The 15,337-nt window shown below is 64.1% G+C and carries 15 protein-coding genes and 1 pseudogene; 8 read left to right on the top strand and 8 right to left on the bottom strand.

Annotated elements, in window-relative coordinates; genetic code table 11:
* Positions 1-291 precede the first annotated feature (291 nt).
* Positions 292-966 (top strand): 2'-5' RNA ligase family protein, encoded by a 675-nt coding sequence (locus tag E1261_RS16135; RefSeq protein ID WP_132407441.1) that lies wholly within the window; start codon positions 292-294, stop codon positions 964-966.
* 248 nt (positions 967-1,214) lie between these two features.
* Here the strand turns inward: E1261_RS16135 and E1261_RS16140 are convergent, their stop codons facing one another.
* Complete coding sequence (locus tag E1261_RS16140; RefSeq protein ID WP_132407443.1) at positions 1,215-1,688, bottom strand: hypothetical protein; 474 nt, start codon at positions 1,686-1,688, stop codon at positions 1,215-1,217.
* A gap of 137 nt (positions 1,689-1,825) precedes the next feature.
* Positions 1,826-2,005 (bottom strand): hypothetical protein, encoded by a 180-nt coding sequence (locus E1261_RS16145; protein WP_132407445.1) that lies wholly within the window; start codon positions 2,003-2,005, stop codon positions 1,826-1,828.
* A 486-nt stretch (positions 2,006-2,491) separates the two neighbouring features.
* Between E1261_RS16145 and E1261_RS16150 the strand changes: the two genes are divergently transcribed.
* Positions 2,492-2,797 (top strand): hypothetical protein, encoded by a 306-nt coding sequence (locus E1261_RS16150; RefSeq protein ID WP_132407447.1) that lies wholly within the window; start codon positions 2,492-2,494, stop codon positions 2,795-2,797.
* On the opposite strand, the gene E1261_RS16155 is transcribed toward E1261_RS16150, so the two are convergent.
* Positions 2,794-3,114, bottom strand: coding sequence for a hypothetical protein (locus tag E1261_RS16155; protein ID WP_132407449.1), 321 nt, complete (start codon positions 3,112-3,114; stop codon positions 2,794-2,796). The two genes, E1261_RS16150 and E1261_RS16155, sit on opposite strands and share 4 nt — an antisense overlap.
* Before the next feature lie 264 nt (positions 3,115-3,378).
* Between E1261_RS16155 and E1261_RS16160 the strand changes: the two genes are divergently transcribed.
* Entirely contained in the window at positions 3,379-4,764 is a 1,386-nt protein-coding gene (locus E1261_RS16160) for a helix-turn-helix domain-containing protein (protein ID WP_132407451.1), read from the top strand.
* A complete protein-coding gene (locus E1261_RS16165) occupies positions 4,761-5,651 on the top strand; it encodes a phosphotransferase family protein (RefSeq protein ID WP_132407453.1) in 891 nt (296 codons plus the stop codon). Before E1261_RS16160 ends, E1261_RS16165 begins: the two co-directional genes overlap by 4 nt.
* A gap of 117 nt (positions 5,652-5,768) precedes the next feature.
* On the opposite strand, the gene E1261_RS16170 is transcribed toward E1261_RS16165, so the two are convergent.
* Positions 5,769-6,173, bottom strand: a complete 405-nt coding sequence (locus E1261_RS16170) for a hypothetical protein (protein ID WP_132407455.1) — start codon at positions 6,171-6,173, stop codon at positions 5,769-5,771.
* Positions 6,174-6,658: 485 nt separating this feature from the next.
* The gene (locus E1261_RS16175; RefSeq protein ID WP_132407457.1) at positions 6,659-7,066 is read right to left on the bottom strand and encodes a hypothetical protein; all 408 of its coding nucleotides are present in this window, start codon (positions 7,064-7,066) and stop codon (positions 6,659-6,661) included.
* A 176-nt stretch (positions 7,067-7,242) separates the two neighbouring features.
* Here E1261_RS16175 and E1261_RS16180 point away from each other — a divergent pair, with 176 nt between their 5' ends.
* The gene (locus E1261_RS16180) at positions 7,243-8,175 is read left to right on the top strand and encodes a trypsin-like serine peptidase (protein WP_132407459.1); all 933 of its coding nucleotides are present in this window, start codon (positions 7,243-7,245) and stop codon (positions 8,173-8,175) included.
* 90 nt (positions 8,176-8,265) lie between these two features.
* On the opposite strand, the gene E1261_RS16185 is transcribed toward E1261_RS16180, so the two are convergent.
* The gene (locus E1261_RS16185) at positions 8,266-8,652 is read right to left on the bottom strand and encodes a hypothetical protein (RefSeq protein WP_132407461.1); all 387 of its coding nucleotides are present in this window, start codon (positions 8,650-8,652) and stop codon (positions 8,266-8,268) included.
* 119 nt (positions 8,653-8,771) lie between these two features.
* Positions 8,772-10,919, bottom strand: a complete 2,148-nt coding sequence (locus E1261_RS16190) for an ABC transporter ATP-binding protein (protein WP_202874738.1) — start codon at positions 10,917-10,919, stop codon at positions 8,772-8,774.
* Here E1261_RS16190 and E1261_RS46415 point away from each other — a divergent pair.
* The 3 genes and pseudogenes from E1261_RS46415 to E1261_RS16210 all read left to right on the top strand — a co-directional run bounded on the left by E1261_RS46415 (position 10,882) and on the right by E1261_RS16210 (position 14,061).
* Positions 10,882-11,897 (top strand): annotated as a pseudogene (locus E1261_RS46415) (AMP-binding protein). The gene E1261_RS16190 and the pseudogene E1261_RS46415 sit on opposite strands and share 38 nt — an antisense overlap.
* 488 nt (positions 11,898-12,385) lie before the next feature.
* A complete protein-coding gene (locus E1261_RS16205) occupies positions 12,386-13,558 on the top strand; it encodes a cytochrome P450 (protein ID WP_132407467.1) in 1,173 nt (390 codons plus the stop codon).
* Positions 13,559-13,848: 290 nt separating this feature from the next.
* Positions 13,849-14,061 (top strand): hypothetical protein, encoded by a 213-nt coding sequence (locus E1261_RS16210; protein WP_132407469.1) that lies wholly within the window; start codon positions 13,849-13,851, stop codon positions 14,059-14,061.
* 405 nt (positions 14,062-14,466) lie between these two features.
* Here E1261_RS16210 and E1261_RS16215 read toward each other — a convergent pair whose 3' ends face one another.
* The gene (locus E1261_RS16215) at positions 14,467-15,189 is read right to left on the bottom strand and encodes a hypothetical protein (RefSeq protein WP_132407471.1); all 723 of its coding nucleotides are present in this window, start codon (positions 15,187-15,189) and stop codon (positions 14,467-14,469) included.
* Positions 15,190-15,337 lie beyond the last annotated feature (148 nt).

Consider the following 15,337-nt stretch of genomic DNA (forward strand, 5'->3'; position numbering starts at 1 on the left):
ACCCCACCCACCCCCATCTCACGCGGCTACCGCCGCTTCCTTCGACTGCAGCTCGGGCGACCGTTCATTCGCCACCGCCGCCGCTCCCGCCCGCTCCTTCGTCGCGGACACGCGGCTCGCTGCACCGGATGCGCCTCGCCCACCCCACTCGGCGGACCAAAGTAGTTGACGGCGCCTGTGACACCGCCCACAGCCCCCGAGCCACCTCGCAACAGCAGTGAGGCCCGGCCCGCGAGGACAAGGTGTCAGCATGGGCTCCGACCATTCGCTCCGAGATCTAAGGCGGACAGGATGCCCAGCCCCGAGTGGACCTACAAACACGCCACCGAGCTCCGCAACCACTGGTGGTGGCGACCAGGCTGGCAGGTCGGAACACGCTTCTACACCTGGCACATCACCTTCGACGGCCAACACGAACTCCACCGCCTCGTCGACACCTACCAAGCCGAACTCGCCCGCCACCCCGGCCTCGACCTCATCCCACATCAGTGGCTCCACCTCACCATGCAGGGCGTCGGTCACACCGCCGACGTCACCACCGACCAAGTCGGCATCCTGATAGCTGCCGCTCAAGCACGGCTGGCCGCCCTCGCCCCAGCCACCGTCGAATTCCACCGACCAGTCATCCGCCCCGAAGCGATCGTCCTCCCCGCTCTCCCACCAACCGAGATCGACCGAATCCGAACCGCCGTGCGCGCCTCAATCGCAGACGCGCTCGGGCCAGACTCAGTCCCCGACCGGGCCGACGGCTTCCAACCCCACGTCACCCTCGCCTACTCCTCCAGCTCCCAGCCCGCCGAAGCGATCACTTCAGCGATCGAGTCCATCTCGTCAGAGCCAGTTCAAATCTCAGTTCCGACCGCCACGCTGATCGAACTCCACCGCGACAGTCGAATGTACGAATGGCACACAGTCGCAGAGGTGCCGATCGGATCAGAGGCGTGCGGCACCCTGCCAGACCAATGAAGCCATGACCTCGATCCCGAGGTTCGTTCCACGCGCTCGATCGCAGGCCCGGACGTCGGGACCGCCGTGACCCGTACTCCGTCGACATGTTGCATGCCATCTGCGGTGATCCCACTCCGGCCTCGTCACGACCGGATCCCCGACGACGCCGCAACCTACTCAAACCAGCCATCTAATCACCTCGAATAGCCCGCTGAACTCAATTGCAAGAACCGGAACCTCGCCAGTCTCGGGTCAGCGAGAATTGCCTATCGAGGGAGAAGAGCGGCCAAGGCCGCGAGTGCACTGACCACCGTCGCGATCAACATCACGAGATTGTAGGATCCGCGGGACGCATTCGCCGACTGGCGTTCCCCGTCTCTGGTCTGACGGACAGGAGCCGGCGGCAACGCGGCATCCTGAGCGGACCATGCGATCCTGAATCGCTGGCCGGGGTTGCGCCGGCCGAATGCGGCGAACATCGCGTCTCGTTTCCAGCGTGCGTGATCCCGGCAGCCGCCTACTTTGCCACGGACGCCCCGGTCGCATGGTTTGCGCCGGGTGGTCAGATAGTCGCATTTGGTCGGCATGAGGAACAACATCCAGAACAGCAACACTGCAGGTACGCCGCAGGCCCACGCCACCGGGTTCAGCCGCGGCGGGTACCCGTAGTACGCGACTGTCCCCAGGCACAGCAGCAGTGCCAAGTCACCGAGCTTCGTCGGCCGCCGCTTCTTCGCCATCTCAGTCACCCACCGCCACCATTACAGTGTGTAGTCAGCGCACGACCACGCGCATCTCGACGGCGGGTCGGATTTGGGAGGGGCCGGACAATCTGTTGTGCAGCGGACCGGATTAGGCGCCTGGTGTCGTCAATCGATCAGCACCTGCGCGGCCATCGCGCCCGAACTCGCTTCTGCGCATGCTGCCGCTCGGCCTTCGACAGCCCACCAGTAATCGTCATCGCCATGTCGTGCATCGTGTTCTCCGGATCGAACCGACCGCCCAGACTCGGAATCCACAACGACACGCCGAACCGATCGAACTTCTGCCACGTCAAGCTGAACTGATTACTGAACCAACACCGAGTCGCCTCCCCACCTGCCAAGCCTTCGACGTCGCCGGATCCTGGTTGTCCTCCGTCGAGCACCGCGACCTTGCCAGCCGTACGACGATCCGCTGCAGAACACGAGCCGCCTGCGGATGAAGCACCAGCGGCCGCTCCGGCGCATCCACTCTCACCCAGGAGCCACGCCGTACCACTCGCCTCTTCGCCATAGCCACTCAACGCACGACCAGTCAGAGATCCGGCACATAAGGACTCCTGCGAAACGCTGCGAACCAACGCGCTGCGCCCACCCGGTAGGGGAACCGGATGGGCGCAGCCTTCGGGGCAGAAGCCGGTGACCAGGGATCAGTGAGGTGGCTGGTCACCGGCTTCCGGTGGAGCGGCGGAACGGACGCGGGGTGCAGGGGACTTTGAGGAGAATGAGGAGTCGTCCCCTCGGCACGTCCGCTCCGCCGGCTTAAGGGCGATCAGAACGTCATGACCGGCCCGCTGAAGCTGATCGCGGATCTCCAGTGGGTTCCCGAGCAGCGCGAGATGGTGAAGCGTCGGTCCAACGAGCGCCAGCCCGTCGGACTCGACGAGTTCGCCAAGAAGCTCGTACGCCGCAGCGGGCTGGCCCGACTGCTCGACGTACACCTTGAGCAGCCGCACCGCATGCTCGTCGGCGCACGCGTTGAGTCGCCGACACATGACGAGCCGCTCCCCGTCGTCTCCGACGAACTGCATCGAGATAAAGCCGAGCGCACCTGTGCCCACCATGTCGCCGACCTCCCATCTGCCTAGTCGGCGAGCACGATCGTGATCCCGTTCGACTCCAGTCGCTGCCGGACCGACGCCGGCTCCCCCGCGACCTCGAAGTGCTGAACGTCTGGCGCGATGATCATTCGCCGCTGGTCCCGCATCACCACCGCGAGCAAGTCATGGAACGCCTCCGGCGACGTCTCGATCTCCTCGACATGAATCGCGGCCAACTCGACGCCCTCGCGTTGCGCTGTGTCGACGATCATCCGGCGAGCCCTCGCCAGATCAATCTCGCTCATGAGGAACGTCTTCCGGATGTAGCCGCGCGCGTGCACCATCCCGACGTCGTCCTCATTCATGGCGCCCGCTGAGCTCTCGCGCGAGGTCGGTCAGCATCGCGATGGTCAGTACAGCAGCAAGGCAGATCACGATGGCCAGTGGCATCGTCATGAATGGTTCCTTCGGTCGAGCGATGGGTAACTCTCTGTATTGGAACCATGGCGCTCCGACCGTCCCGTCCACTACAGGCCGTGCTCATCGGCTGGACACATCGGCAGTGCCGATAGACGCACCGGATGCGCCCGGGCTAACTTCACAGAGCCGCCTGGGGACAAGGAGTGACGATGACGGCACCGCATCCGACACTCGACCCCACCTGGTGGGGCCGGCCGGAACTGCGTGCAGTCCTGGCGACACGTGATGCCGCAGGCATCTTCCGTTGGCTTCAACGCCACGGATGGAGCCAGACGCACATAGGGGCGCGCACCTACCAGTCCCAGGGCGAGGTCTCCGAGATCCTCAACGGCCGCCAGGTCAAGGCGTACGACGTCCTCGAACGCATAGCTGACGCGTTCGAGATCCCCCGCGGCTTGATGGGCCTGGCGTACGGCGATCTCGATCATGACGTAACGCAGCACCGCGATCTGACGAACGCCGATCGCAAGCACTTCGCCGGCGCCGTTGCCAGCGTCGCCTTCGGTTCCGTGAACGACGAGGCACGCAAGTGGCTCCCCGAGCTCCCGACCGGCATGGCCGCCGTCCCGACTGCGATCACCGACTCAGACGTCGAGCAGGTCTTCTCGATGACTGCCGAGTTCCGCAAGCTCGATCAACGCTACGGCGGCGGAGCGGCTGTCGACGCAGCCCGCGGATTCTACGGATACGCCCGCAAGATGATCCACTCGACCGCTGATCCTCGGACGCACCGAGATCTGAAAGTCTCCCTCGGAGACTTCAGCAGCATGCTCGCCTGGTCGTTCCACGACATCGGAGACCAAGCATCCGCTCGGCGCTTCCTGATGAACGCACTCGTCCTGGCCAAGGATGCCGACGAACCCTCACTCGCCGCCTCGATCCTCTACCGACTCGGCCGAGTCAGCATGCAAGAAGACCAGCCCATCGAAGCCCTGAAGATGCTCCAACTCGGTCAGCTCGCGGCTCAGGACGCCGGTGACCCCGCCGAGGTAGCCCGGTTGCACGCCAATGAAGCACTCGCCTACGCGATGCTCGGTAAGTACGACCACGTCCACGATGCACTCGCCCGCGCTGAACACGAGATGGGCCGCGCCGACAAGAGCCGAGTCTCTCCTTGGACGACGCTGTACTTCACGCCTGGCGATTACACCGGACATCAAGCGCTGGTCTACAACTCGCTTGCGGGATACGCGAAGGACCCAGGTCAAGCTCGGGAGTACGCCGTCCGCGCCGTCGACTTCGCGCACCAGGCAATCAGCGAGTCCGGCCCCGATCGTTCACGCCGCAGTCGAATCTTCGACCGCATCATCCTCTCGACGAACCTGATCCGGACGAACGAACTGAACGTCGGCATCGACGTCGCACGAGACGTGATCAGCGAAACGCAGCACCTGCGCAGCGGCCGCGGACTGAGCCGCCTCGCCGAGATCGGCACAGCCGCGTCGTCATACCACTCCGACAACTCCGACGCCGCGGATCTGATCCACCAACTCGAGTCAGTTCGCACAACAGCGCCGAAGGCACTCACCACATGACCAACCTGACCGCAGAGCTCGGCCAGAAACTCAAGCACGCCCTCAAAGGCATCTGCCAAGAAGCCGGTCTCGTCGCCGACGAAGCCGAACTCATCAAATACACCAACAACGCCGTCTACCGACTCCCCTCGCAAGGGGTCGTCGTACGCTTCGGCGCCGGCGACGTGGCCAGCCAACGCGCCGACCACGTCACCCGCATCGCCAACTGGCTCCAAGACCACGACGCTCCCGCGGCGCAACTCACCCCAGGACAACCCCAGCCGATCCTCTTCGAAAACTACTCAGCCACCATCTGGCAACTCCTCGAAGCCGGCAACCCAACCTGGACCGGAGCCGAACTCGCCGCTCCCCTCCTCGGCTGGCACAAACTCACGCCGATGCCCGGCCTCAAACCCTGGGACCCCTTCAGCAGCGCCCGCAGCCGCCTAGCCCTAGCCGACGGACTCACCCCAGACGACCACGCATGGCTCACCGACCAGTGGTCCACCATCGAAGCCGACTACCGCGCTATAGTCCCCGACCTAGAACTCGGTCTCCTGCACGGCGACGCCTACATCGGCAACCTCCTCCGCGAGCCCACCGGCCGCTACGTCCTCTGCGACTTCGACGGCACAAGCCTCGGCCCCCTCGCCTACGACCTCGTCGTCGCCGCCGTCAGCGCCCTCCGCTTCGGCGCAACCCACGACCACGACTCCCTGGCCACCACCTACGGCGTAGACGTAACCACCCTCCCCGCATGGCCCACCCTCCGCCGAATCCGAGAACTCATCCTCGTCACCAGCGTCATCACAGACCTCCGCAACCGCCCCGACATCGCCAAGGTCCACGCCCACCGCCTATCCACCCTAAGATCCGGCGCCACCGAACTCTGGCACCGCTACAAGTAGCGCCCCACCAGCGGGCACCCGCGGGCACCCGCGGGCACCCGCGAAACCTGTCATGCCGTCTGCACCGTGGAGCCCAGCCAGACAACTCGAGCCGCCATCGGCCCCCCACCGTTAGCCTTACTTGATGACTCCGACAGGTCCTGTCACAGGAAGCCGCCAGTCCGAGCAGTAGTCACCGCCGCCACCGTTCGGGCCGCACACCCTGAACTTGACCACCTTGGAGGGCAGCACCTCGGACCTGCTGTCATTCTTGGGCGTGTAGAGCTTGTGCATCTTCGAGTCGCCCGACAGGTAATAGTCGGTGTGCGCCCCACGACCTCTCCCGTAAACCCAGATCCAGCTGCCCGCCTTCGAGAAGTCGTTGTCGACCTGCGCCTGATAGTGGGCGTACCCGTACACTTCGAAGTTCGCGACGCACTTGGAGGCGCAGATCGTGTCCGCTGCCCAAGCGGGACTGGTCATTGTTCCGAGAACGGCCACCACACCGACGGCGGCCAGTCGAACCCATCCATTCAAGCTCATAGATTTCCCTCATTCGCTTTTGACTATGGATATGCACTGAACCCGCTACCCGCGGGACGTCGTGAACAGGGCGCGGATCACCAGCCAGCTACGGCCGGAGTCGAGCGGTGCTGCGAGCAAACCTTCTCGCCGAGCACGCTTTCGCGAAGAACGCTAGCGGCCGCGGCTCGCAACTCGAGAGGAGAGCCGCTCCTACCATGAGCCTGGAGCGAGCTGCTTCGTTGGACCAGCCGCCAGCGTCGATCGCAACGACAGTCCGAGTGCGTTTGTGAGAATCTGGGCCGATGACCAGGTCGAGCAGCACGGCCGCAGTTCTCGCACTCAGGCGGTGGAAATTCTGCGCTTATGACGCCAGCCGCCGGCCCGCCTGCACCCATCCGCGACGGCCAAGGGTTGGCAGGGATGCCCCCGAACCAGTTCGCGCGTACTCATGCCGGCGAGCCAGTAGTAAGAGGACTGGACGTCAGACTGGCCGGGGATCTTGGTCAGGAGCGCCAGGGCTTCGGCGCCCACCAGTCGCTACAGAAGTCGCCACCGATGCCGTTCGGTCCGCAAACCCGGAATTGGACCACCTTCCTCGTCAATTCTTTTGAGTTGGATCCGTTCTTCGGGGAGAAGATCTGACGCATCTGATCATCCCCCTCCTGGTAGTAGTCGGCATGTGCACCCTTACCTTTCCCCCAGACCCAGATCCAACTGCCGGTGGCCGTATGCTTGTTGTCGACCTGCGCTTCGTACTTGTAAGCCGGGGCGGTTATTTCTGCCGCAGCCGTACAGATGTAATCGCAGTACTTGAGTTCCGCGGGCTTCGCCACTGCGGGTTGCGCCGTGCCAGCAGCTACCACGGCCGCCCCGACGGCAAATGCCACCGTGGCCACACGGGTCAATTTCACTATCATTGAATGTCCTCCGGGTCATGTGACGCAGACATTGTCAGCCATCCTGGAAACCGGAATCAGTTTATCTGCTGGCACTCGTTCCCGAGTAGGAACACTACTCCCCCTCAACTTTCTCGGTGTGCCGCTCTTATCGGTGTCACGAATTGGAGGCCTGAATTGTCGTCAGAGGTATGTTGAAACCATGGTTGCCGGCCGTCGCCGTGACGCTGTTGGCCGCAAGTCTGATCCCCACCAACCCAGCAACTGCGAACACCGTCGAGGAACCCTCGACGAGCACATCCGTCAAGCCTGCCGATCTGCCCTCGACCGGCGACTCATTCGTCTGGACCCCCGAACGAAGGCGGAGCGCCAAGCCACTGGATGCACCGCCTGGCGGCCGAATCGCGCCAAGCGATGCAGGCCCGAGGTCGCCCGGTGTCGTGGTCGATCCTGCTCCGAACAAGAGCAAGGACGGCGGCGCTGCAGCCGTCGCCGTACCGTACGGCGCAGGCAAGCTGTACGTGCGGAGTCCGGCAGGCCTCGGATCTTGCACAGCCGCCATCGTGAGCAGCCCCAAGGCGAACCTCATCATCACCGCCGCGCACTGCCTGCACGGAGGCCCGGGCGGCGGGTGGTACAGCGACGTTTCCTTCTTCCCTGCCTATGACAACGGCCCGTCAAGGCTGGGCGAGTGGAAATGGGACGGCGCCCGGGTCCCCAACGCCTGGATCGACTTCAGGGAGTACGCCTCTGACCAGGGCTTCGTCACCGTCGCGAATCAGAACGGCCACCGACTGCAGGACGTTGCCGGCATCGCGAACGGCCTCGCCTGGGACGACGCTCCTGACCAGTGGACGGTCGAGCCCAGCTGGCCGGGGGCCGCACCCTACAACGGTCAGCAAAGAAGGACCGTCTGGGGCAGGACAACCGCATCGGCGGGCCGTGCCGTTCTCAAGAACGCGGCGGGTAACGGCGCCAGCGGCGCGGCCTGGCTGCGGGACCTCACCGGCTCACAGGGTGCAGGATGGATCTGGGCAGTCCATTCGCAGGGGCGCGGGGCAGACGCAGTGGCGCACCCCAATGGACGTGTCGTCAAAGACATGTGGGACCAAGTGATCAAGTGAGCTGACAGGCGTCAGGCCGCGGCGGCAGCCGACTGGGCAGACCCGTCGTCGACCGCCGCCGCGCCATCAGCAAGTAGTGCCCGTCACTACTCAGCTCCACAGACCGGGCCAGGCCCAGTTCGAGCATTCGTCACGACCGAAGCCGTTCGGCCCGCAGGCTCTGAACTTGGCGACGTCGGCAGGCAGCGCCGCAGATCTGGAACTCTTCTTGTCGGTGTAGAGCTTGTGCATGGCGCCGTCCCCGATGAGGTAGTAGTCAGTATGGGCACCCATGTTGCTCGTCCAGATCCAGATCCAGCTCTGGGCACCGTTCGCCGAATACTTGTTGTCCACCTGAGCCGTGTACTTGCCGACCGCGCGCAACGGCGTCACTGAGACACTGCAGACCGGCGAATCGCGGCAGTCGAAGTCAGCGGCAACTGCAGGCGTCGCGGCACCTGCCGCCGCAATGGTCGCCGCACCAAGCGTGGCAGCCACCGACCGAATCGACCACTTCCGTAGCGTGCTTCGTGAGTTCATGGTCCATAGGACAATGCGAATCGACGCGCGGAAGGTATGAAGCTCCTTCCTACCCACGGCGTTCTCCAACATGTCGATCATGGGCGGATCGCGCTTGCCGCCAGCAGACCGGCATACTCGCCCACCTGGCCCGCCAGCTGTCCGTGATCGCCGGACTCGACGACCTGTCCCTGCGACATGACGTGGATGACATCGGCGCGGCGAATGGCGGCCAACCGATGCGCGATGATCACCATGGTCCGGCCGGGTAGTCCCGCCTCCAGCGCCGCCAGCAACCGTGTCTCGGTCAACGTGTCGAGCGCGCTCGTCGCCTCATCGAAAATGATGACGGAGGGGTCTTTCAGCAGCAGTCGGGCGATCGAAAGCCGCTGCCGTTCACCGCCCGACAACTGATAACCCCGCTCCCCCACGACACTGTCGTAGCCGTCAGGGAGCTCGGTGATGAACTCGTGGATCTGCGCCATCTGGCAGGCCCACTCGAGCTGTTCCTGTGTCGCGTCAGGGCGAGCGAACCGGAGGTTCTCCGCGATGCTCGCATGCAACAGGTAGGGGTCCTGCGTCACGATACCGACCGCGTCGGCCAGAGTCTCGCGGGACAACTCGCGTACGTCGACACCGTCGAGCAACACCTGCCCCTCGGACGGGTCGTACAGGCGGGTCATCAACATGGCCAGCGTCGACTTCCCCGAACCGGTCTCGCCGACGAAGCCGACCTTCGAGCCCGGGACGATGTCAACCGAGACCCGATGAACACCGCCACCCGAAGTCCGCTCGGCACTCGAATAGGTGAAAGACACATCCCTGAACTCGATCCGCCGACCCGCCCGGCTGCGCGGCAAATCACGGGGAGAACGCGGCTCGGCGACGCTAGGAACCAGATCGAGATAGTCGAAGACCCGGTCGAACAGTGCCAGGCTGCTACGCGCCTCGAGAATCAGCCGCAGCAGCGAATTCGCCGGCCACACAAGCTGGGTCTGCAGCGCCGTGAAAGCCACGATCGTGCCCACTGACACCCCATCTCCGGTGAAGGTGAAGATCGCCGACCAATAGATCAGGATCGGCAACGATGCCGTCACCATCTGGAACGACGCAGAGTGCCACCTGCCGGCGAGTGCAGCCTTGAACTCGGTCTGGGCCAAGTCGTCCGACAGCTCGGTGAACTGCTTCGTCATGTCCTGAGTGCGACCGAAAGACTTCCCCAGGATGATTCCACTGATCGACAACGACTCGCCGACGAAACTCGACATCGCCGAGACCCGCTGCTGCTTGACCCCCGCGAGATTCTGCCGAACCCGGCCCACCCGGCGTCCGATCCATACGAAGACCGGGACGATCACCAGGGACACCAGCGTCAGGCGCCAGTCGAGCACAACCATCGCCACCAAACTCGCGACGATCGAGGAAATGGCCGTGATCAACTGCCCGGCGGTCGTGGTGAGGACGGACTGCAGACCGGTGATGTCGCCCGCGATGCGGGTCTGGATCTCACCGGCTTTCGTCCGGGTGTAGAAGTCGAGAGACAAACGCTGCATGTTCGCGTAAACGGCGACTCGAAGGCTGTGCATCAACCGCTGGCCAACGACCGCCGATGCGGTCGCCTGCACGACCGCGAGCAACGCACTCGCGACGGCCACCGCGATCATCCCGAGCGCCAGCAGCGAGATCAGCCCCGGCCGTTGCCCCGGAATCGCCGTGTCCAAAATCTCCCGCAGGAGGAACGGGTTGGTGATAGTCACCGCTGACGCCCCGGCCACAGTGGCGCCGATGAGCACGAGCCGCTTCCAGTGCGGCCTGAACAAGCCCGCAATTCGTTTCGACCTCAAATTGGCCATCACATCCTTTCCTGCAGTCAAACCAAATAAATTATCGCCTATCGCACTGAAAATGATAGGAGTTTTACTCCCTGTCCGGGGTCGGTCAAGGTTCAGCCTTTGTTCACCGTCAGGTCGGCGTACTTCGAATACTTTCTTCTTACCGCCCTCGGGATTGCTGGCCAAGTGAGGTTGATGACCGTGTTCAGGTCGAGCGAGGTTTGGCGCGCCGGCGCGGCTCGCGCCCAGCAGAGTCCTTTGTCGGTCGCGCTTTGCGATGGCGGCGAAGAGTTCACGTACGCCGCTTTGATCGACGCAGTCGAGAACCGCGGCGGAACTTCGGGCGGCCGGAGCCGGTGCCGGCGGGCTGATTGCCATCGAGTTGCCGCGCAGCCATGAGGCCGTCGTGAGCATGCTGGCCGCCTTGCTGCTCGATGCCGACTACGTCGTCGTCGATCCTGCGTACCCAGCGGCAAGGCGTCAACTCATCCTCCGTGACAGCCGTCCGAGGGCGCTGGTGGAACCGAACGGCATCCAGACCCTCGATGCTGCGCGGACCGTCGACGACCCGGCCTATGTCGTCTACACCTCGGGTTCGACTGGTCGCCCGAAGCGCGTGCTGGTGCCGATGACCGCACTGGAAGCGTTCTGCCGAAACGTTGCCTACGACATCAAGCCGTCGGATCGTGTACTGCAGTTCGCGGCTCTCGGCTTCGACGCGAGTGTCGAAGAGATCTTTGTGACGCTGACGCGGGGTGCGACGTTGGTACTGCGGGACGACGACATGATCAGTCGGCCGGACATGTTCCTGCAGCGGTGCGGCGAGTTGGGGATCGCCGTCCTGGATCTGCCGACGGCGTACTGGAATGAGCTTGCGGTCGCTGTTCACACCGGTGCCGCGGCCGTTCCGGCGCAACTGCGCCTGACCATCATCGGTGGCGAGCCGGCCCAGCCCGAGGCTGTACGCCGCTGGCAGCGCGCGCCCATGGTCGACTTCTCAACACTTACGGCCCAACAGAGACCACCGTCGTCGCCACCGTTGCAGACTTGACCGAATGGGTTGGCGAAACCGTTCCGATCGGCCGGCCGGTAGCTGAGCTGTCCTGCCGAATCGGTGACGACGGCGAACTTCTCATCAGTGGACCTCAACTCGCGACCGGCTACCTCGACCAGCCCGACCTGACCGCCGGACGCTTCCGGAACGGCCCGAGCGGACGGGAATACCGAACAGGTGACCGGGTACACCGAAATCCAGCCGGCGACCTGGAGTTTCTCGGCCGTTTGGACAGCCAACTCAAGATCAGTGGCATCCGTATCGAGCCCGGCGAGATCGAGTCCGCGCTGCTGGCTGTGGACGGAATCGAACAAGCCGGCATCCGCACGCTGACGTAACGCAGCCCCGCTGTCGGCGAAGCCCGACTCCGCAAAGCCCGCCGCCTCTAGCGCCGTGATGACCTTTTAGTCGGACTCCCGCGCCGGTCGGATCAGCTCCGATGCTTACCTTGTCTTCCTCCTGTTGTGGCATACCGAAAGCAGCTCAAATCCGTTATTGCCTCGGGCGTCAAAGTTGAGCGTTCGCCGCTCGACAACACCCACAGATGCACCGAATCCCCTGAGCTACAAGGCAGAGGGTATGAGGCTGCACAGAGCCGCTCAGTAGGACTTTCACTACCTGCTAGCCCCCCTGCCAATGCGATATGTTGCGACTCGGATCACGCCGGTGGATGCCCAGGATCGGGCTCCATGGTGCCGATGAGCCGCACAGGCGACGACCGGCGAGGTCATGAGCGACACGAGCACTGATCCCTCTGCGCCACAAGCGAAGCATGTGCTCGGACGCTTCGCCCATGGCTTCCCCCTTGAGCCGGAGACCTCACCCGATGACAGCGATCCCCGCCACTGCTCTGGACCTTTTCACTGACGATGTCCTGCTCGACCCGTACCCCGCATATCGGGTACTGCGCGACCTCGGTCCGATCGTCCGGTTGGAGGCGCTGGACATGTACGCCTTCCCGCGCTACGACCAGGTCCGGTCGGCCCTCGCCGATTGGCAGACGTTCTCCTCGGCCAAGGGCGTCATGCTCAACGACGAGGTCAACACGGCCCTTGAGGGCATCACACTCTGCAGCGACCCGCCTCTGCATACCCAGCTCAGGACCGTGCTCATGAGGCCCTTGCGCTCGGACCAGATGCTGGCCCTGCGTCCCCGCCTGGAAGCCGAAGCAGCGGTCGTCATGGACCGCCTGGTCGCGCAGGGCGAGTTCAACGCCGTCGAACTCGCCACACACCTGCCGATGACAGTTGTCTCCGAACTGGTCGGACTCGGCACACGAGGCCGGGAGCGAATGCTCGACTGGGCAGCCGCGACCTTCGACGCGATCGGCCCCGCCAACCAGCGCATGGCGGACGCGATGCCGAAACTGGCCGACATGCTCGGATTCGCAGCCACCGAGGCAACCCCCGAGATACTGGCACCCGACGGCTGGGCTGCCCGGCTGTACCAGGCGGTCAAGGACGGTGAACTGGCCGCGGATGCGGTCCCGGGACTGATCATCGACTACATCGCACCCAGCCTCGATACGACCATCCACGCGATCTCCAGCATGATTCACCTCCTGGCGGCGAACCCGGACCAATGGACGCTGCTGCGCCACGATCGGACCCTCGTGCCACACGCCGTCAACGAGGTCCTGCGGCTGGAGTCACCGATCCAGCGGTTCAGCCGCTTGTCCACGACAGACGTAACGATCGAAGGACACAGCTTGCCCGCCGATTCCCGAGTGGTCCTGCTTTACGGGTCTGCCAACCGCGACGAGCGCAAATACGCTGAACCCGACCGGTTCGACATCGCCCGCCGCCCCAGCGATCACCTCGCTTTCGGCCGCGGTGAGCACGCCTGCGCCGGAATGAATCTCGCCCGCCTCGAGATGACGGCAGTGCTGGACGCGCTGCTGGACCGAGTGACCGGACTCGATTCGGTGGAACTGGAGTGGGAGGTGAACAACACCCTGCGCGGACTACGCAAACTGGTCGTGCGTGTCCAGACCTCCTGACCATTCGGCCGAAAGGAAGGCCTCCAGTCGCGCCGGACCCCGATCAAATCGACTTCGTCATTCCATCAGGACGCGCAGGACACCCTCTGCTCAAGCCGCCAGTTGGGGACTGCGTGAACGGCTGCTGCAACCCTGACTACCTGGTCGAGCTCACTTTCCAACGAGTGGCCCGGCGCTGCTGATGAAGCTGTAAGCGCTTTCGGCCCTTGCCGCAATTCTCATCTCGGTGTGGCTCGTGTCGCCGTTACAGATTGTGCAAGGCTGGGGCGACTGAACGACAAGGGGGCAGTGTGCTGCGGGACGAGTTGGAGCAGATCAAGGCGGGGATCGCCGACCACCAAGCAGTGATCGCCGGGCTGATGATGGACTGGACAGACGGCCGGATCGATAAAGCGGTGTACGCCGAACGCATTGACGGGACATCCGAAATGTCGGCGGATCTGTGGACGCGACGCCGCAAGCTGCAGAGCCGGCCGGTGACTTCGCAGGTAGGCGATGACTGATGCGCCTACACGCGCTCCACAGCCTCAAGCATCAGGCGTGTGGTTAAGGTGCGTGTCCGGCCTCGGACACCAGCAAGACCGGCTCCGCGAAGCGAGATTGCTTCCGGAGCCTTCTTATTTCGTACGCCGATCACCCCTCGCTCCGGCCACGCGCGCTCCTTCGTCGCGGACACGCGGCTCGCTGGAGCGAAGTTGCCGCACTGGCCGGGCGGGCCGAGCGTCAGCTCGTTCACTACGCATGTGACAGTGCACACCAGGGCGAAATCCAAGTAGGCGACACCGTGGCCGGACTCAGGCGTCGGCATACCGTTGGATGGCGGGAGCTTCCAGCGCCGAACCTTCCAAGGCCCAGGACGACGTGAGGCAAGCAGCGACCCAGCGCTACACACTCGACCTCAGGCTGCGCTACGACGTGCTGTGACGATCCCCTGGCCGGACGTCTTCCCAGAACTCGATGCCTGATGACCGCGGCCAACGACCAGTGGAGAGCCACCTGTCGTCTTCCCGCCAGATCACGTCTGCTTGCTGGCTCGTGGACAAATCCAGCAGATCGGCGATCGGGCGGCGCTCCAGCAGCACAGCCTTGCGCACGCCCTGCACGAAACGCGTGTAGTCGGCGAGCTGCCCGAGCGCCATCCGCACGTTCTGACGCTCCTGAGTCGCACCCGCCTTGGCCTCGAGCAGGAGGTTCAGGCTGCCAATCCAGGTGTCCGTCAGCAACTGCTTGCAATCAGGGGTGTGACGAATTCCGAGGCGATGCACCGGATGGCCCTGACTGATGAGATGTCGCTCGAACGACTTGGACAGCCTGGTTTCCGGCCGCTCGTCACACAATGGCGAGTCCATCGCGTCGCGACACAGCAGATCCAGGCGCTCGACCCGGCGTACCCGGACCCGCGCCGGATCGCCTGGCGCGGCCAGCTGTCCCGGCTGATGTGTGACATCTTGAACAGTTCGCAGCCGGAACACCATCGACACCTGAAATCTTCCGTCAGGCCGCTGGTATCTGCGTTCGGCCACATCGCCAAGGACGAACGAATCGACGAATCTGTACAGACCTCGCCCAGCGCGTTGCAAGACCTGAATGGGTCGACCGTCGCGCCATGCCGACAGCACGGGCTTGTTCATGCCTGTGCTGTCGGCACCTGCATAGTTGAAATAGCCGTCGGTCTGCCAGCCGGAGTCTGTGTCTGATGACAGAGCAGCGCAGCGCAGAACGACATGTGCGGATCGCGGCGACCCTGAGATGCCCCGCACCCGATCGACGCCGTACTCA

This window comes from Kribbella albertanoniae (genome assembly GCF_004348455.1).
GTDB classification, from domain to species: Bacteria; Actinomycetota; Actinomycetes; order Propionibacteriales; family Kribbellaceae; genus Kribbella; species Kribbella albertanoniae.